Source organism: Chryseobacterium sp. NG-CE01 (assembly GCF_055695505.1).
In genome coordinates, this window is record NZ_CM146369.1 from 3449102 (window position 1) to 3467550 (window position 18449).

Annotated in this window: 13 protein-coding genes; 2 read left to right on the plus strand and 11 right to left on the minus strand. The window is 38.3% G+C overall.

Annotated elements, in window-relative coordinates; genetic code table 11:
- Positions 1–128: 128 nt before the first annotated feature.
- The 3 genes from ACYT6F_RS16035 to ACYT6F_RS16045 form a co-directional block, all read right to left on the minus strand.
- Positions 129–1181, minus strand: a complete 1053-nt coding sequence (locus ACYT6F_RS16035; protein WP_472598629.1) for a UDP-glucose--hexose-1-phosphate uridylyltransferase — start codon at positions 1179–1181, stop codon at positions 129–131.
- A complete protein-coding gene (gene galK / locus ACYT6F_RS16040) occupies positions 1165–2352 on the minus strand; it encodes a galactokinase (RefSeq protein ID WP_472598630.1) in 1188 nt (395 codons plus the stop codon). The genes ACYT6F_RS16035 and galK overlap by 17 nt, the downstream gene beginning before the upstream one ends.
- 106 nt (positions 2353–2458) lie before the next feature.
- Positions 2459–3331, minus strand: a complete 873-nt coding sequence (locus tag ACYT6F_RS16045) for an AraC family transcriptional regulator (RefSeq protein WP_472598631.1) — start codon at positions 3329–3331, stop codon at positions 2459–2461.
- 160 nt (positions 3332–3491) lie between these two features.
- Between ACYT6F_RS16045 and ACYT6F_RS16050 the strand changes: the two genes are divergently transcribed.
- Entirely contained in the window at positions 3492–4091 is a 600-nt protein-coding gene (locus tag ACYT6F_RS16050) for a hypothetical protein (protein ID WP_472598632.1), read from the plus strand.
- Positions 4092–4237: 146 nt separating this feature from the next.
- Here ACYT6F_RS16050 and ACYT6F_RS16055 read toward each other — a convergent pair whose 3' ends face one another.
- The 6 genes from ACYT6F_RS16055 to ACYT6F_RS16080 all read right to left on the minus strand — a co-directional run bounded on the left by ACYT6F_RS16055 (position 4238) and on the right by ACYT6F_RS16080 (position 14718).
- Entirely contained in the window at positions 4238–6271 is a 2034-nt protein-coding gene (locus ACYT6F_RS16055) for an alpha-glucuronidase (protein ID WP_472598633.1), read from the minus strand.
- Between the two features lie 344 nt (positions 6272–6615).
- Positions 6616–7587, minus strand: a complete 972-nt coding sequence (locus ACYT6F_RS16060; protein WP_472598634.1) for a glycoside hydrolase family 43 protein — start codon at positions 7585–7587, stop codon at positions 6616–6618.
- Between the two features lie 125 nt (positions 7588–7712).
- A complete protein-coding gene (locus tag ACYT6F_RS16065) occupies positions 7713–8828 on the minus strand; it encodes an endo-1,4-beta-xylanase (RefSeq protein ID WP_472598635.1) in 1116 nt (371 codons plus the stop codon).
- Between the two features lie 8 nt (positions 8829–8836).
- Positions 8837–10282 (minus strand): MFS transporter, encoded by a 1446-nt coding sequence (locus tag ACYT6F_RS16070; RefSeq protein WP_472598636.1) that lies wholly within the window; start codon positions 10280–10282, stop codon positions 8837–8839.
- A gap of 129 nt (positions 10283–10411) precedes the next feature.
- A complete protein-coding gene (locus ACYT6F_RS16075) occupies positions 10412–12319 on the minus strand; it encodes a sialate O-acetylesterase (protein ID WP_472598637.1) in 1908 nt (635 codons plus the stop codon).
- A gap of 11 nt (positions 12320–12330) precedes the next feature.
- Complete coding sequence (locus tag ACYT6F_RS16080) at positions 12331–14718, minus strand: beta-L-arabinofuranosidase domain-containing protein (protein WP_472598638.1); 2388 nt, start codon at positions 14716–14718, stop codon at positions 12331–12333.
- 523 nt (positions 14719–15241) lie between these two features.
- On the opposite strand from ACYT6F_RS16080, the gene ACYT6F_RS16085 reads away from it, so the two are divergent.
- Positions 15242–15928 carry an NUDIX hydrolase gene (locus tag ACYT6F_RS16085; protein WP_472598639.1) on the plus strand — a complete coding sequence of 229 codons (687 nt, stop codon included), beginning with the start codon at positions 15242–15244 and terminating at the stop codon, positions 15926–15928.
- 78 nt (positions 15929–16006) lie between these two features.
- Here ACYT6F_RS16085 and ACYT6F_RS16090 read toward each other — a convergent pair whose 3' ends face one another.
- Positions 16007–16594 (minus strand): hypothetical protein, encoded by a 588-nt coding sequence (locus ACYT6F_RS16090; protein ID WP_472598640.1) that lies wholly within the window; start codon positions 16592–16594, stop codon positions 16007–16009.
- Positions 16595–16718: 124 nt separating this feature from the next.
- Positions 16719–18446 carry a sodium:solute symporter family transporter gene (locus tag ACYT6F_RS16095; protein WP_472598641.1) on the minus strand — a complete coding sequence of 576 codons (1728 nt, stop codon included), beginning with the start codon at positions 18444–18446 and terminating at the stop codon, positions 16719–16721.
- Positions 18447–18449 lie beyond the last annotated feature (3 nt).

An 18449-nucleotide genomic window follows, 5' to 3' on the forward strand; every position in this document is an offset into this window, starting at 1 on the left:
TTAATTTTTTTAAACATTAAGAAGTTAAGTTTAATAAAGCTTTTTAAAGTGAAGAATCATTACATTGATTTTATTTAGATTATTAAGTTGCCTTTCCAAATCTTAATTTCTAAATGCTTGATAAGAACTTAGTTTCTGCTTTTGTAGTGTATGGTAGAAAGATTTTTAAGTATTTCTGCACTTTGTTCCGGAGTAATATCACGCTGAGCTTCTGCAAGCATTTCGTAGCCGACCATGAATTTTTTAACCTCAGCATTACGGAGAAGCGGCGGATAAAAATGCATATGAAAATGCCACTCGGGATGCTCCAGCCCATCGGTTGGCGACTGGTGGATTCCTGCGGAATATGGAAACGAAATTTCAAAAAGATTATCGTATTTAGCGGTAAGATCTTTTATCATTTCTGCCAGATCATATTTTTCTGATTTCGAAAACTCAAGAATATTTCCTGCTTTTCTCTTGCTGATAATCATAGTTTCGTAAGGCCATGTCGCCCAAAACGGAACCAAAGCAACAAAACTTTCATTTTCAAGAATGATTCTTTCATCTGCCTCAAGTTCTTTTTTAAGATAATCTTCCAACAGTGATGTTCCGAATTTTTCAAAATAGTTCTTAAGATTTTGCTGGGTTTTTACCACGGCAGTCGGAATCGACGACTGAGCCCAGATCTGCCCGTGAGGATGAGGATTGCTGCAGCCCATGATCTGCCCTTTATTTTCGAAAATCTGTACATGATTAATGAATTCCTTACTTCCGAGTTCATCATACTGCTGCTGCCAGACGTCAATTACCTTTTTAATGTCTGTCTTTTCCATTTCCGGCAGGGTAAGACTATGGTTTTCAGAAAAACAAATTACCCTGTTAATTCCTCTTTCGGGTTTCATTGAAAAAAAATCTGAACTGTTATCAGAAAAATCCACCTTATCGCTGAGCAAAGATCCGAAATCATTGTTGAATACGTAAACTCCTTTGTAATTCGGATTTCTTTCGCCATTTGCCCGGACATTTCCCGGACACAGGTAACACCTGGAATCATAAGCTGGGAGCTCTTCTGGTGCTGTTTTTTCAGTCTGTCCCTGCCACGGCCTGTTGGCACGCTGCGGAGAAACCAGAATCCATTCGTCCAGAAGTGGGTTGTATCTTCTGTGGGGGTGTTTTTTACTGTCAAATGCTAAATTCATTGCTCGTATATTCTTTTATTCCTTCGGAAATTTTAACCTGGTACACTTTCATCTGAATATTAAATTCAGCTTCGTATTTTTCACGGATTGTATGGATCACTTCTTCTACCTGATCTTCTTTAATAAGATTGATGCTGCAGCCGCCAAATCCGCCCCCCATGATCCTTGCTCCGAGAACACCTTTTTCCTGTAAGGTCTGCTCCACAAGAAAATCGAGTTCATCACAGCTTACTTCAAATTTTCCGGAAAGTCCAGAATGGGTTTCTGTAAGCAGTTTTCCCAGACGTTCGGCATTATTTTCAGAAAGCGCCAAAGCGGCCTGCTCTACCCTACTGATTTCTTCCAACAGGTACAGACATCTTTTGTACGGGATTTCACCTATTTCATCACGTACTTCGTCAAGCATTTCCACATTAAAATCCCTGAATTTTACAATATGCGGAAATTTTTTCCATAATGCTTTTTTTCCGGTGTCTACATCTTTACGCCTGTCATTGTAACCGGAGGTGAGGTGGGTATGCTTGACACAGCTGTCAAATAGAACCAGGCTGTAGCCTTTAAGATCCGCGTTGAAATACTGATGATCCAGCGAATGACAGTCGAGCATCATCACCTTTCCGTCTTTTCCGAAAACGGATGCAAACTGATCCATGATTCCACATTTTACGCCCACAAAAGTATGTTCGGCCTTCTGACCGATTACTGCCAGTTCTTTCTTTGAAAAAGCGAGATCAAAAAGTTGATTAAGAATAAAGGCAAAACCACATTCCAGCGCGGCTGATGAAGATAAACCGGAACCCATAGGAATCGTGCTGCTGAAAGCAATATTCAATCCTCCTATTGTTTTTCCTTCTTCCTGTATTGCATTAAAAACACCAAGCAGATAATTGGCCCAGGTTTGTGAAACAGGTAATTGTTTTTCATGAACGTTAAAACTGAAATGATCATTAAAATCTCTGGCAAAAAAGGTACAGATATTTGAATCTTCCAATTTTTCCACTGCAAAGCATATATATTTATCAATGGCTGCAGGCAACACAAAACCATCGCTGTAATCTACATGTTCACCGATAATATTTATTCTTCCGGGAGCAAGGAAAATATGTTGAGGCTCTGAGTGAAAGGCTGTGCGAAATGCCTCTCTGGTATCAGTAAGTAATAGTTCCGTCATCGAAATACCGCTGGTTTAAACTTTAAAAGTGTTAAATTTACACGTATATTTTCAATTAACCTTATTTAAATATGAGATTTAACATTATATTTTAATTACGTTTCCGTTATTCCATGAAATAATTAAATTCTTTCCTGTATTGTGACGGACTTTTCTTAATATATTCTTTAAAAGTTTTGTTAAAATAGCTGAAGTTATTAAACCCTGATTCAAAACATACTTCGGTAATGCTTAAAGGCTGTTCTGCAAGCAGCTTCAAAGAATGGGTAATCCGGTATTCATTGACAAACTGGGTAAATGTTTTATTGGTAATTTTTTTGAAATAGCGGCAGAAAGACGGGACTTTCATATTGGCAAGATCTGCAATTTCTTCCAGCGTGATCTGTTCTTTAAAATGGTCTTTCACATAATTGAATATATGGTTGATCCTCTCATTGTCTTCCACCTGGGTCTGCAGATAATATTTTCCGGCATTCAGTATCCTGTAATCCTGTGTTGTGGCAAGCTCATCCAATATTTCCAGGAAGTTGAGCAGTTTGTTGAGCGATGACATCTCGTGCATGTCAGCAATCTTTTTACCCACTGTTTTTTTGATGTTTTCATTAAAAACAATTCCGGCTTTCGATTTTTCAAGTAAAGCAGAGATTCTATGCATTTCGGGAGTTTCCCATATATTTTCCCCTAAAAAATCGGGCTTGAACTGGATCACCATTTCGTAATCGTTGTTGGTATTTTCGTTGGTAAGGCCACAATGCGGAAGGTTGCTCCCGATCAATACAAGGTCTCCATCTGAGAAATAAGAAATATTACTCCCGATCTGCCTCTTCCCGGAACCTTTACAGACAAATATAAGCTCCACTTCCGGATGATAATGCCAGACATGGGATTTTATATTTTCATTACGCTGAAACTTCAGACTGGTAAAGCTGCTGCCGATGTTCGGTTTTATGGCTTCAAATGAAGGATTCGAATGTTTCATATTGTCTGTAAATATTATATGTAAAATTAACAATTAATATTTGATTAACATAACAATACGGTTAATATTGTACATATATAAGAAAATTGTATTGTAGAATCGGAAGAAGATCTGCTGTAGCTTTGCAGTACAAATTATTGATAACAAAAAACTTATCATTATGAATACATTATTAAAATCTGCTCTTCTTGCGGGATTCCTACTGATCTCGGCAAACCTTATGAGTAAGGACAAAGACTTTTCTATTTCTGTAGGAACAGTAAGTGCAAAAACAATAAACTTTGAGATATCAAACGCCAAAAATGTTTCAGTGTTTGTGTACAATGATATTGACGGCGAGATATTTTCTGAAAAATTGAATGCAGAAAATATTGTATCTAAATCTTATGATCTAAAAGAACTTTCCACAGGTACTTATTACCTGGTAGCGGAATCAGAAGGAAAGGTTGAGAAATACAGAATAAGCATTAATAATGATAATGTAATGAATGTTGATAAAACACCGGTAAGCGTTATCAATAAGCCGGAATACACCATTTCAGGTAATTTTGTAAAACTTCACATGTCTAATGTGAAAAATCCTGTAGCTATTTCTGTAACAGATTTTGCAGACAGCACTTATTACACTGCAACTAAACAATCTGAAAACGGAGAACTGAATGTTACTTTTGATCTGGATCGAAATACTTCAGAAAATTACATCATCAGAATTGAAGATGTAAACGGAAATGTTTTTAATAAAATTATTTCCTTAAAATAAGGAACTTTTAAGTTCAACTGCGCATTTTCCATATACTAATTATTATATAGTTATTCCGAGTAATACCGGATAAAATTTCACGTACAGTTTTTTTTTGTGAGGCAACTCTTCTTTCAAATCACGGAGAACGAGTTGCCTCATTTTTTTTAATTATGGTGACCCATATTCAGTTTGATTTTTTTTACTTCTTCCAGATCATGCACTGGTCTTTCGATATCGTAAGGAATCGGGATTTTAGAGAAAGTCTGGAAATACAATAAACAGGCATCCTTCCACCAGACAGCATCTTTAGACTGGATCTTCAGCTTCGACTGTACTTCTGCAAACCTTTGACTGTCAATATAAGGTTCCATCTGATCCCAGATTTTCTGATAACCTCTTACTTCATGAACACCTGAATCATATTTATAGCACAGTTCTTCCCATAATGTTTTTCCATCTTTCATTTTATAATTCCACGGAACATGATGAAACCAAAGGATAAGATTTTCCGGACAGGTTTCAACATTTCCATAAATTTCATTTAGTGGCGGAAAATATTGTGAAACCGCGTTACTTCCGGTTACGGTTCTGTCAAATCCTACTCCATTTTTATCGGCCTGATGATAATACACCGGCGACCAATCGGGTCTACCGCCTTTGTAATCTCCCCAAGGTTCCGGACCGTAATGATGTCCTCCTGCGAAAATATGATGAAGTCCCAGAGGCATCATATAATCCACAGCAGTTTCTCTTGAAGTGAGCATCATTTCTTTCACCGGATTAACGAATTTTTCATTATCCGTAAAGGTCATTGTAATCCATTCATCGGCAATCTGATCTGATGTAAGCTCATGATTCCATGCCAGTCTTCCGAAAGCGTACCAGTTGGCCTGTGCAAAATGATGACCTGTCCAGTTGGTATCTTCTCCGATATTGGCAACTGCAGAAATGGCAGTCATCTTTGCCGGGCGTAATGTTCCGTCCGTAATTTTAGCAATGGTGGAGCCTTTGCCATTAGAATAGGTATCGCTTTCTAGAGTTTCTTTAAATAAAGGCGCCAGATAAACCAGATGATTGGCCTGTCCAAGATATTCCTGAGTAATCTGAAATTCCACCATTTCAGGAGTTTTATTTAATGCCCCAAACAAAGGATTGAAAGCTTCTCTCGGCTGAAAATCAACAGGTCCGTTTTTAATCTGGATAATTACATTGTCTCTGAATTTTCCATCAAGAGGAACGAATTCCAGGTAAGCCTGCTTGGCACGGTCTTCTTTGCTCGGACTGTAGACAAAAGCCCTCCACATTACAATTCCTCCGTAAGGTTTTAAAACATCAGCCATCATATTGGCTCCGTCGGCATGCGTTCTTCCGTAGTCCTGAGGCCCGGGCTGGCCTTCTGAATTTGCTTTCACCAAAAATCCGCCGAAATCAGGAATTAATGTATAAATTTCAGAAGCTTTTTCTTTCCACCATTTCTGAACGTTTTTATTCAACGGATCAGAGTTTTCGGTTCCTCCTAATACTTTCGGGGACGAAAAATTAACGGATAAATAAACTTTAATTCCATAAGGTCTGAAAATATCGGCCAAGACTTTTACTTTCCTGAGATAATCTTCACGAAGCATATTGGGCGAAGCATTTACATTATTTAGCACCAGCGAATTAATTCCGATAGAAGCATTTGCCCTCGCATATTCCTGGTATCTTGGCGAAATTGTGTTCGGAAGGTCTTCCCATTTCCAGAGAGAATGTCCTGCATACCCACGTTCGATTGTTCCGTCCAGATTATCCCAATGGTTGAGAATCCTTACATCGTACGAAGGTTTTTCCGTTATATTCAAATTGGCAGTGGAAACGTTGGTTTGCTGAAGCCGCAAAATATGATACACCCCATACAATAATCCGATTTCCTTTGCGGAAGCAATGACAATTTTATTGTTTACCGATTTTATGGTATAACCGTCTTTCAGTTTTTTTAGAGATTTATCGGTTCGGAGTTCCACGGTTTGCCCCTGCCAGTGACTGCTCAGTTCTTTTCTGGCAATATTCAGCGTCGGGCTGTTTCCTTTAGCAATAATCTGATCTGCAGAAATTCCGTTTTTGGCAGGAAAGCGAAGCCAAAGCTGGCTGCCGTCTTCGGCGAAAATTAGTAACGGAATCATTAGAAATGCGATGAAATAAATTCGGAAATGCTGCATGGCAATTTTTTTAACATTTAATTTAAATTCCACAAATTAATTTGTGAATATGATCTGCTGTTTACATTCCATAGGTTTCGCCTACGGCTATTGAACCCTTCGGGTTCCGCTAATAAAAATTTATCCAACTAATTAAATTAACCACAAAAGTCACAAAAGATCAGTTTAAAAAGCTTTATCAGCTAATCAAAGCTTTTCAAAAGAACGAAAATCAGAGATTTTTAAAGACTATTGTTTAACTTTTTCTTTTATAAATTGTTTAAGATAGAAATTTCTAATCTTTTGCAGCTTTTGTGGTTAAATAAGTTTAAAGTTTAGTTTGTCATATGACAAACTAGAAGCTATTAATTTTCGTCCAATCCTTCGATGGTTTTTATTTTACCGTCTTCGTCATATTCAAGCTCCACAACTTTCATGCTTCTGAGCCATGTTCTTCCGCCACTCGGAACACTGTCGTGAAAGAAGAGATACCATTTCCCTTTAAACTCAACAATGCTGTGATGGGTTGTCCACCCCACTACCGGTGTTAAAATTTCACCCTGAAAAGTGAACGGTCCGTACGGATTATCTCCGGTTGCATAACACAATAAATGCGTATCTCCGGTTGAATAGGAAAAATAATATTTACCGTTGTATTTATGCATCCAGGAAGCTTCGAAGAAACGGTGTCGGTCTCCGTGAAGAAGAGGATTTCCGTTTTCATCGAGGATGAGAATGTCTTTAGGCTCTTCGGCAAACTCCAGCATGTCTTCACTTAACAAAGCGACTTTGGATGGAATGGCAGGTTCATCATCCTGAGGAATTACGGCAGATTCCAGGGCTTTATTGTTTCGGTAACGTTGAAGCTGTCCGCCCCAGATTCCTCCAAAATACATATAATGTTTTCCGTTTTCTTCAAAAATACACGGATCAATGCTGTAGCTTCCCATCATCGGGTGTTTTTCAGGAACAAAAGGTCCGTAGGGTCTGTCGCTCACCGCAACACCGATTCTGAAGATATCGTTTTTATCTTTCAGCGGAAAATACATGTAATATTTGCCGTCTTTAAAAGCAACATCGCAGTCCCAAAGCTGTCTCCCCGACCACAGAATGTCTTTAACGGAAAGCACCACACCATGATCCGTAATTTCTCCGTTTTCTACATCATCTAAGGAAAACACATGGTAATCATTCATATCAAAGTGATCTCCGTTGTCATTTTCTTCAATTCCGCTTTCGCGGTCATGAGAAGGATAGATATAAATTTTTCCTTCAAAAACATGTACGGAAGGATCTGCCATGTAGTCGTTCGGGAATAGATATTTTGCTTTGTTCATTTTAGTTTAGACTTTTAGATAATAGATTGATAGATGATAGACTGATAGATGACAGACTGATGATTGATGATTGATAATTTTATGTTGCTGAAAGCAATAATTCATTGTCTATCAGATAGAATATATTACTTTTTTTCTTTTGTTAATTGAATGATTTTTTCAACGACTGGTTTTGCTTTAAAATTACGGTCGAAAAGTAAGGGATAATCGGTTCTGCCTTTTACCGGGAAATCATTTTTCCATGATTGGTTGTCGGTAACGCCCCACAACGTTACTCTTCTTATTTTATCCTGATGTTTGATGAAAAGACGGAAGAAATCAAGATAACGATTTTCCCATTCTTTCTCTACATTTTCAGGAAGACCTTTGGTATACGGATTCATCTTCGCCTGGTATTCCACTGTATCTGAAACGTTGGCAGAAGTTCCCCAAGGTGAAGGAAGCGCGCTGATTTCCATTTCGGTAACATTTACTTTTACACCTGCTGATGCATAATCTGTTATTGCTTTTTCATATTCCGCCAGTTTCGGAGTATCCAGGCCAACATGTGTCTGCATTCCTACTCCATCGATCCTGATTCCTCTCGATTTGAGATTTTTAACGATATTTATGACCGTTTTTACCTTTTCAGGGTACCATTCATTATAATCATTGTAATACAGTTCAGCATTCGGATCGGCTTCCTGCGTATATTGGAATGCCAAAGGGATAAATTCCTCACCAAGGATTTCATAAAACTTACTTTTTCTGTACGTTCCGTCTTCCATGATGGCTTCATTGACTACGTCCCAACCTTTCACGCGGCCTTTGTATCTTGAAACAACAGTTGTAATGTGATTTTTCATGCGTTGCTTCAATACTTCAGCAGAAACATCTTTCCCGTCTTTGTCCACGAAAAACCATTTTGGCAACTGTGAATGCCAGATCAGGGTATGACCGATGATAAACATTTTATTCTTTTCACCAAAAGCCACAAAACGGTCGGCGTCATCAAAAAAGAATTTTCCTTCCTGAGGCTGCAGAAACATTGACTTCATACAGTTTTCCGCCACAATAGAGCTGAATTGGGAGGTGATAATCTGATCCGATTTCACATCCGTTCCGTTAATCTGCGGGAGGCTCATGGCCGTACCGATATAAAATTTATTTTTAAAAGCTTTTTTCAGAGAATTTCCGGTTTTTTGGGCGACTGCATTTGATACGGCCAGCATTATTAAGCCTAATGTAATTAATCGTTTCATAGTCATAATTATTTTCTTCTTTCGGCCAGATCTTTCTCGATCTGAACTTCCATTTTTTTGTTGATTTTATAAAATAAAAGTAATCCGCATGCGATAAAAAACGGTATCGAAGGGAACACACTCACAAGCATCTTTGCGCCTGTTGCGACGGTTTCAGGCTGAACAGCGTTTACGCCTCCTTCAGCAGAAATATATCCGTATTTACCGATGATTAATGCCACCAAAGAACTTCCAATACTTAATCCTACTTTTAATCCTACCATCATTGCAGAAAAGATAATAGCAGTGGCTCTCCTGTTGTTCTTCCATTCGGAATAGTCGGCTACATCTGCAATCATAGCCCAAAGTAAAGGGGTACTGATGCCATAAAAGAATCCGTGCAAAATCTGGGAAAGGAACATAACTCCTACTGCTTTCGGAGGATAAAAAATAAAGAACAGTACAAATAGCGTGGAAATAAAAAGTGATGCGATAAATGTATCCCGCTTTCCGTACTTATCGGCGAATCTTTTGGAAAAAGTAATCCCGACAATCATCATGATAATTCCACCTGCATTAAACAATCCGAAACCGGCAGATTTTGGATCTTCACCAAAGAAATTCATTCCTACCGAGTTAAAAAATGTAGTAATCGGTGAAATAAAACTTTTAAGTGAAGCTTCATCCACATAATTGTTAAAGTAATACACATAAGCGCCGCCTTTCATCGCCAGGGTTATGAAAATGAAAGCTGTAACAGTAAGCATAATAATCCATGGCCTGTTTTGGAAAACATCTTTTAAATCTTCTTTTAAGGTTGATTTCTGTTCAGGTTTTGGGATGATTCTTTCTTTGGTGGTGAAAAAGGTAATCAGCAACATTACAGAGCCAATTATCGCAAGCCAGGTCATCACCGTTTCGATACCGGCAGCTTTATCACCGTTCCCTACAGATAAAATGATTGGCAACATAAATACCTGAACGAAAAACTGCGCAAACATCACCGCTACAAAACGGTAAGAAGAAATACTATTACGTTCTGACATATCTCCCGTGATAACACCGCTTAGTGCTGCGTACGGCAGATTATTCGCTGCATATAACAACAGTAACAACGAGTACGTTGCTGCAGCGTAGATCATTTTACCTTTATAAGAAAAATCCGGCGTACTAAATGCCAGTAAAGCAGTGATTCCAAGAGGAACAGAAGTGAAGAGAATCCACGGTCTGAATTTTCCCCATCTTGTCGCGGTACGGTCTGCCAAGGCGCCAACCATCGGGTTGAAACCAAAACCGGCAATCAATCCTACAATTAATGTGATCACCGAAGCATCTTCTGCTTTGAGTCCGTAAATATCCGTATAAAAGTAGGCGAGATAGGTTACCAAAGTCTGAAAAACAAGATTGGCGGCAAGGTCTCCCAGGCTGTAGCCTATTTTTTCAATGACAGATATTTTCTGTGATGAATTGTTCATATGGTTGTAGATGTATTAGTAGATGATTGATTAATGATTATAGATAATAGATGATAGACCGATAGATTATAGATCTTTTTAATCTGACTTGCTTTATCTCCTTCTAAATTTTATAAAGTTTTTTTAATTTTATTCTGTGGTGAAGGATGAAGCCGGAAGACCGGATTTGTTTTTTAAATTTCCGTCAGGATTGTCGGCCCAGTCATAGCGTACTGAAACGGGATCTTTAATTTCATCATTCCAGACAATAATATTTTTACCTTCTGTTTTCGCTTTTGCCCACTGGTATTTTCTGTCTTTACCTGCTATTGCAAAACCTTTTAATTCCGAAACGGGAGCAAAATCATCGGTTCCTTTTTTAAATGAAAGCATAATCTTATTTCCTTCAATTTTCATGGCCTGATAAACAGGTCCATCTGCAACAATATCTTTTTTATCAGCAATTTTCAATGCCTGTAATGCTAACCTGTCGCCTACGGTTTTTTTGTCAAGCGGATGAATATCGTTCCATTCTCCAACATCGATGATTACGGCAAGTCCGGTTTGCGGAACAGTAAGCGAAACTTTTCGCTGCTGATCTCTGAGTTCTGCCCAGTTGCTTTCGACAGGCTGATTTTTAGCTTCCATAAAATTTGCAAGCTGAACGATCAGGAATGGAGCGTCTTTTTCGTTCCATTTTAACCGCCAGTCGTTGATCATCGTGGTTAAAAGATCACCGTATTCTTTCGGTTTTCCGGTATTGCTTTCTCCCTGATACCAGAGAAATCCTTTTACTATATAGTTAATTAACGGATTAATCATAGAATTGTACAGCCCGGTTGGTTTCCAGCGGATGAATGTCTGGCCCGGAGCCATTTTCTCCATTTTTGCACCGATTTTATATTTCCATGAACCTGTAAGATCGATTTTCTTTCCGCCGATTTCAAGATAATACGGTTTGTCAGCGATAAACTGTCCTTTTCCGCTTCCGTTGGTGATTCTTACGGCAATACTATTTTTACCTTCTTTTAAAATGCCGGCAGGAATATCATACCATCTCGGTGGATATTCATAAGTAACGTTTCCTACTTTCACCCCGTTAATATAAGTTACATCGGCATCTTTTATTCTACCAAGATTCAGGAAAGCTGCTTTTTCTGCCTGTTCTTTTGATAATGTGATTTCTTTTCTGAACCAAACTGTGCCTTCAAACGAGCCCTCCTGATCTTCCCATGATCCAGGAATATTCATTGTTTTCCATGAAGAATCATCAAGATCAAATTTTTCCCAGTGCTGGTTTAAACCAATATCACTCTGATCAAGCTCTGTATACCAGGCTCTGCTCAAAGCCTGTTCGTTGGATTCTATAGATTTTATTAAATCATCATTCTTCCATTTTTCAGCTTCTTCCAGATATTCAGGATATTTTTTAAGGGAATTCGCATCCATCCACGCCTGGATTGGCGAGCCTCCCAAACTTGTATGTATGATTCCTACAGGAACTTTATTTTTTTCATATAGATTTTTAGCAAAAAAATAAGCTACGCCCGAAAAATTCTGAATCGTCTGTGGATTGGTAATTTCCCATTTTCCGCCGTCAAGATCATTTTGCGGTGCTTTAAAATTGTATTTCTGCGGAACCGTAAAAAACCTGATATTCTGATTATTTACTGTTTTCATCTCTTCACCATATAAAGGTTTAAGTCTTCTCATGGGAAGTTCCATATTAGACTGTCCGGATGCCACCCAAACATCGCCGATTAAAATATCTTTAATCGTAATGTCGTTAATGGTCATCACAAACGGTCCGCCGGCTTTAAGTTCGGGAAGCATAACGTTCCAGTTGCCGCTATTATCTGCAGTTGCAGAATAGGTTTTATTTAAAAATTTAATATATACCTTTTCTCCCGCATCCGCATAGCCCCAGATTTTAAGTTTTTGGTTCCGCTGGAGAATCATCCCGTCTGAAACCAGTGCAGGAAGCCTTACTTTAGCATCAAATAAACAGGCGCTGAAAATGGCTATTATTAGAAATAATTTTGAGCAATATATTTTCATGGGTTGATCTTTTAATTTTTATTGACAGACTTTTGGTAGTTCTGCGTAAGCAAACGAACTTCGATTATTTTTGAAGTAAGCATCTGCTCTTCCGCATAAAATTTTACACTAAGAATTTCTTTATTTTTTTCCGTTTCGGGAATTGGTAAAAGCAGGGATTGAGGCGAGCTTCCAGCTTTTCCGTCCAGTTTTTTTGCTGATACTTTTTTGCCGTTGATTTCTACATTTAGAGAACGGTTGGCGTTCGCATCGAAATATAAAACATACAGATAAGCAGCATTTTTATGTTGATTTTTCATCCGGTAGCTGAACCATCCTTTGGCATCGCGGAAATGGCGGTCTTCCATATACCCGGTATTGGAATCTTTGCTTTCAAAATAATGATCAGACTCCGGCTGCTGCTCACCGAGCTGGATTTTATCTGTTGTTATAAGATCAAGCCGGCTCGCTTCGGCATCTTCTTCAGCTTTCTTTTTTTGAATAGATTCAATTTTATCTTGGTCAGCCTGAGGCCAATAGAGAATGTATCTTTCTTCCTGAATTTTGTAAAAAGGAACCAGTTGAAGACCTTTATCAAACTTTTCTTTAGGATACAAACCTGTAAGAGTGAATGTAAGATCCTGATTATTAACCTGCTTTACATGATTAATAACCTCTTTACCATTTCCTAAAATCACCGGAATTTCATTTAACGGAATCTGCGGACCGTGAGCAATATGACCGCCGCGGCTGTCATCAGCCAGTAATCCCTGCTGATTTTTGGTCCCGTACGTAGCGGCAAGAACAACAGGCCCATATTTAAAAGCATAATAATCTGATTTATCAGGTAATTGCTCTGCAGAAAGATGCATCGGAAGATTCATTTCGATCACATCTCCTTTTTTCCATTTCTTGGTTAAAGTAAAATAACCGTTGCCATCCGGCTGTACATTTTGCTTTTTTCCATTGATTGAAATGATGACCTCAGAAGGACTTGTCCACTGTGGCGATCTTAGTTTCAGGCTAAAATTCCCTTTTCCGGCCAGATCAACAATCAATTTGGTGGACGGGGTTTCCGGAAAGTTATTTTCCTGTCTGATCAGGATTTTCTTTTCTGCCCATTTGAGTGTTGATGGAATGAAAAGATTAACATAAAGATCATTATCAGAATGTGCATAAATCATTTCACCATACTTGGCGTGATTTTCCAGTCCGGAACCTACACAGCACCAGAAACTGGTCTGCGGCTGTGAATATACACGGTAATGACCGGGACGCATCGGTGTAAAATACACAAATCCTCCTTTATCATGATTTTCTGTGGAAAGAATGTGATTATAGAGCGCGCGCTCATAATAATCCATATAATATGACTTGGGCAAGGTTGCAAAAAGCTCTGTGGTGAGTTTCAGCATATTGTAGGTATTGCAGGTTTCGGGACCTTCAATACTTTTAATCATGCTGCTGAAATCATTAACCGGATTAAAATGTTCACTGACGCTGTTTCCACCGATAACGGAAGATCTTTTTTCAGTGACATTGTGCCAGAAAAAATCTGCAGCATTGCTCCACTGCTGGTTATTCTCCAGATCTGCAATGCGTTTGTAACCGATCACTTTAGGAATCTGGGTATTGGCATGAATTCCTGTAAGTTTATCCTCCCCTAAAAGCAGCGGATTAAGAATCGCCTGATGAGAAAACCTGTGGGCAAGCTGAAGGTATTTTTTATCACCGGTAATTTCATAGACATCGGCAAAAACTTCATTCAGTCCGCCGTGTTCACTGCGAAGCATCTCCTGAATCTGCTCATCAGACAGTGTGGAAACTTCATTGGCCATCCAGTCGGTAAGTTTTACCAGCATATTTTTTGCTTTCTCGCTTCCTGCATACCAATAGGCATCACGAAGTCCTGCATAAATTTTATGAATATTGTATAAAGGAACCCAGCGGTCATTCAGTCCAAAACCTGAAGCGCGAATGTTGACGTCGGAAATTTCCTTCCATATTTTCTTTCCTGACGGTATTCCTGAAACATAGCCGTTTCCTGATGCATTCTGGCAACGATCAAGCTCATCGATCATATAATCAAGCCTTTGTTTGATTTTTTGATCTCCTGTTGAAGCATACATTAATGACAGGGCAGAAATATAATGCCCTCCGATATGTCCGTCCAAACCGGTATTTTCCCAGTTAGGATAATTCTCTGCTTTTTGCCGTAAACCTGCTTCTTTGAGATAAGGAGCCAACAGCCTGTCGGGCTCCATCGACATCATATATTTCCTGTCAGCCTGCATGGCTTTATCGAAAATACTTTCCGAAAGCCTGACATCCTTCAGCGGGAAATATTGTACTTTCTGATTTACCTGTGCAAAAGCAAGTGACGAAAATGCGAATACGATTATGAAGAATTTTCGGTTCATTAATAAATGTTATTTCAACATTTCTAAAATAAAAGAAAGAATTTATATACAAAACATTTTAAGAACGAACAAGATAAAATCATTTCCGGAAAAGGATTTGGGGAAGCTTCTGAACTGATAAATCCAGGTCAGCTTATCATAAAAAATAAGATTATACATTCATAAGAAAATCAGTGTTATAAAATTAAATGTTTGTGTACAAAATGAATACAGAACATTTAAGCAGAATCGATAATAATTACATCAGCAACTTATCGTATTTTTAATAGTAAGGTTAAAAAATCAGTTTTTTAACATTTATAAAATTAAATTTTAAAAATTAACATAATTTTAACATTAACTTTACCTGTAATTCATCTGTTTTTAAGAAAAAATTACCTGACTTACCCTATATTCTTCTCCCAAAATCTTCTTCGAGGCTGTTGTTTTAGCACATTATAAATAAATGTATTAAGAAAGTGTAAAAAATACATTTATGCTTTATTGTATGGTTAAATACTTTACCTTTGTATAAACTATAAAGATGACCCAGGATTATTCTCAATATCCAAGACATTTGGTAGCCGTTGACTGTATTATTTTCGGATTCGACGGCGAAAATCTTAAAATTCTTCTTGTTCAAAGGAATTTCGAACCCAAGATGGGAGAATGGTCTTTAATGGGCGGTTTTATCGGAAGCGACGAAACTTCTGACGAAGCAGCACAGCGTGTTCTGCAGACACTCACGGGCCTTGAAAATATTTATCTTGAGCAGCTCAGCTGTTATACCCAGATTGATCGCGAACCCACAGCAAGAATCATGTCGATTTCTTATTATGCGTTGATTAATATTGAGAATAATATTCATATTAATGAAAAGTACAACGCAAAATGGTTTGATCTTCAGGATTTTCCTACTCTCATTTTCGATCATAATGAGATGGTAAAAGATGCTGTTTTAAGATTACGAAGAAGAGCTTCCACAAGACCGATCGGCTTTGAGCTTCTTCCGGAGAAATTCACCATGAAAGATCTGCAGAGCCTTTATGAAGCCATTTTTAATGAACAATACGACAAACGGAATTTCATCAGTAAAATCAATGCGCTGGATATTCTGGTAAAAACAGAGGAAAAAGATATGACCTCCTCTAAAAAGGGATCTTTTTTATATCGTTTTGATGAGGATCAATATCAAAAAAAGCTTGCCGAAGGATTTATGTTTAAGATTTAAACATTTTATATCCGCGGCTGTACAATTTTTCATTCCGCCGCTTTTCTTCTTTAAAATAAGAATGGATAACCGTCAGATCTACTGATTGAGATTCTGTTTTAAGCTATCAAGAACATCTTTTGCTGAAGGAATATTTCCCAGGTTCGTTTTTATCTTTTCTAATAAATCAGAGAATCTGGCTTCCCCATTTAAAACCTTTAAAGAATATTCAAAAGGATACAACGAGAGTACGCCGCCGTTCCTGTCATATTTTAATGTCATGAATCTCAGCGGAAATTCAGGTGTTTTATCATTAAAAAGTTTAAAATCCCATTCATTAACCAGGAAATATGAAAATGCGATGGTGATTATTAAGCCAATCTGTTTGTCGTCCTGATCAAATTGTTTGCAATATTCATAAAATCCCATTCCTTCCTGCACAGCCTGATCGATATTCAGCGGATGGTAAACCGGCTGATCCATAACGGGCTTAATTTTATTGTCAATGAAAAAGCTTTCAAGCATCTTAAAAGAGCCTTCTACCAACAGATCATTTTCAGAAAGCTCCTGTTCAGTGTATCTTCCTTTGAAGTATTCTTCAGTATAGACTTCTTTTAATCCCGAAACTTTATGATTTTCGTGGCTCGTTACTTTATTTTTTGAAAAAATTTTTCTGAAGAAACCCATGTTGTTTAATTTTTGTTAAAAGTTTTGCGCCAAATATACAAGTATTATACGACGTAGAATGTAACCAGATTAAAAATGGCAGCATTCAAGATGAATACTGCCTTTTCTTTACCTATTTTTAATTTTACCAGAACCTCACATACAGTGCGGTAAGTAAAAGCAAAGTAACCACAATAAGAACCAGCGTCCTGTTATCAACCTTAAACATGGAAGCATCAATAGCAAATGCTTTCGGATTTATTTTCGGTCCGGAAAGGCTTATCAATATCATAACAATAATGGTAATGACGAACGACCATCCCATATTGATCAAAAACGGAATCTCCGTAATCGTATGAACGACCCCGCCTTCTAATTTCTCATAGGTGAAAGCCGTATATAACCAAGTCTCTTTTCCGAAAAGATCTACAGCGAAACTGTTGAAGAAAATCGCCAGAACAAATCCTAAGATTACCCCAACCAAAGCCGCCGTTCCGGTTGTTCTTTTCCAGAACATTCCTAAAAGGAACATGGCAAAAACTCCCGGACTGATAAATCCTGTGTACTTCTGAATGAAAGTAAAACCACCTTCTCCGCCAATACCTAAAACGTCTGTCCAGGTAAATGCCAATGCCAGGAACATTGCAATGATAATAGCCCATCTCCCCGTTCTTACCATTTCGATTTCCGTAGCATCTGCTTTCAGGTATTTTTTATAAATATCCAACGTGAAAATTGTTGAAATACTGTTCACTTTTCCTGCAAGCGACGCCACAATTGCTGCAGTAAGAGCCGCTACGGCAAGACCTTTCAGACCCACCGGCAAGAATCCTAAAATAGCAGAATAAGCCCCGTCTTTTACCCCATTGAAGCCAGGCAGATGTCCTTTTGAATACAGCACATACGCTGCAATCCCCGGAAGCATCACGATAATCGGCATAAATAATTTCAAGAATCCGGCAAACAGAATTCCGGTTCTTGCCGTTTTCAGATCCGCTCCTAAAGCACGCTGCGTAATATATTGGTTGCAGCCCCAGTAATTCAGGTTTACAATCCACTGTCCTGCAAAATACATCGCCAATCCCGGGAGGACTACATATTTCTGAACATTCAGGTTTTCAGGCATTGCCAAAGTGGTAGTTGTTGTTTTTGGTTTTTCGAGGATCAGCTTAAAATGCTGCGGTGCTTCATTGATTAAGGTGTTAAAACCAGCCAATGCATTTCCTACAGCAGCACCATTGATTCTCTGATCAACGATTTGCAATGCCATATAAACGGTTGCAAAACCGCCGATGATTAAAACCGCCACCTGAATTACATCTGTGTAACCTATTACCTTCATCCCGCCAAGCCCAATCAGCAAAGCCATTAAAAGCAATCCGATCATGATGATATGAAGATTGTCTCCGCCAAGCAGCGTATCAATCGCCAAAGCGCCAAGGTAAAGGATTGAAGTAAGGTTAACAATCACATATAAAAACAGCCAGAATACCGCCATAATCAGTGAAACCGATTTATTGTAGCGGGTTTCGAGGAACTGAGGCATGGTGTAAATCTTATTTTTCAGATAGATCGGGATAAACCATACGGCAATAATAATCAAAGCTATTGCAGCGATCCATTCATAAGCGGCAACGGCAATTCCTACGAAAAAACCTTCACCAGACATTCCGATAAACTGTTCCGCGGAAATATTGGAGGCTATTAAACTTGCGCCAATCGCCCACCAAGTAAGCGAACCTTCAGCCAGAAAGTAATCTTTACTGCCTGTTGCCGAAGATTTTTTCCTGTTATAGATCCAGATCCCGTATCCGGCTACCACCACAAAATAGATTAAAAATATGATGATATCAAGAGTTGCTAAATTCCCCATACT

Coding starts and splice junctions, on each gene's coding strand:
- ACYT6F_RS16070 (WP_472598636.1), bottom strand. CDS start 10,282: ATGAACAATTCATCACAGAAAATATCTGTCATTGAAAAAATAGGCTAC.
- ACYT6F_RS16065 (WP_472598635.1), bottom strand. CDS start 8,828: ATGAAACGATTAATTACATTAGGCTTAATAATGCTGGCCGTATCAAAT.
- ACYT6F_RS16060 (WP_472598634.1), bottom strand. CDS start 7,587: ATGAACAAAGCAAAATATCTATTCCCGAACGACTACATGGCAGATCCT.
- ACYT6F_RS16080 (WP_472598638.1), bottom strand. CDS start 14,718: ATGAACCGAAAATTCTTCATAATCGTATTCGCATTTTCGTCACTTGCT.
- ACYT6F_RS16050 (WP_472598632.1), top strand. CDS start 3,492: ATGAATACATTATTAAAATCTGCTCTTCTTGCGGGATTCCTACTGATC.
- galK (WP_472598630.1), bottom strand. CDS start 2,352: ATGACGGAACTATTACTTACTGATACCAGAGAGGCATTTCGCACAGCC.
- ACYT6F_RS16035 (WP_472598629.1), bottom strand. CDS start 1,181: ATGAATTTAGCATTTGACAGTAAAAAACACCCCCACAGAAGATACAAC.
- ACYT6F_RS16085 (WP_472598639.1), top strand. CDS start 15,242: ATGACCCAGGATTATTCTCAATATCCAAGACATTTGGTAGCCGTTGAC.
- ACYT6F_RS16055 (WP_472598633.1), bottom strand. CDS start 6,271: ATGCAGCATTTCCGAATTTATTTCATCGCATTTCTAATGATTCCGTTA.
- ACYT6F_RS16075 (WP_472598637.1), bottom strand. CDS start 12,319: ATGAAAATATATTGCTCAAAATTATTTCTAATAATAGCCATTTTCAGC.
- ACYT6F_RS16095 (WP_472598641.1), bottom strand. CDS start 18,446: ATGGGGAATTTAGCAACTCTTGATATCATCATATTTTTAATCTATTTT.
- ACYT6F_RS16045 (WP_472598631.1), bottom strand. CDS start 3,331: ATGAAACATTCGAATCCTTCATTTGAAGCCATAAAACCGAACATCGGC.
- ACYT6F_RS16090 (WP_472598640.1), bottom strand. CDS start 16,594: ATGGGTTTCTTCAGAAAAATTTTTTCAAAAAATAAAGTAACGAGCCAC.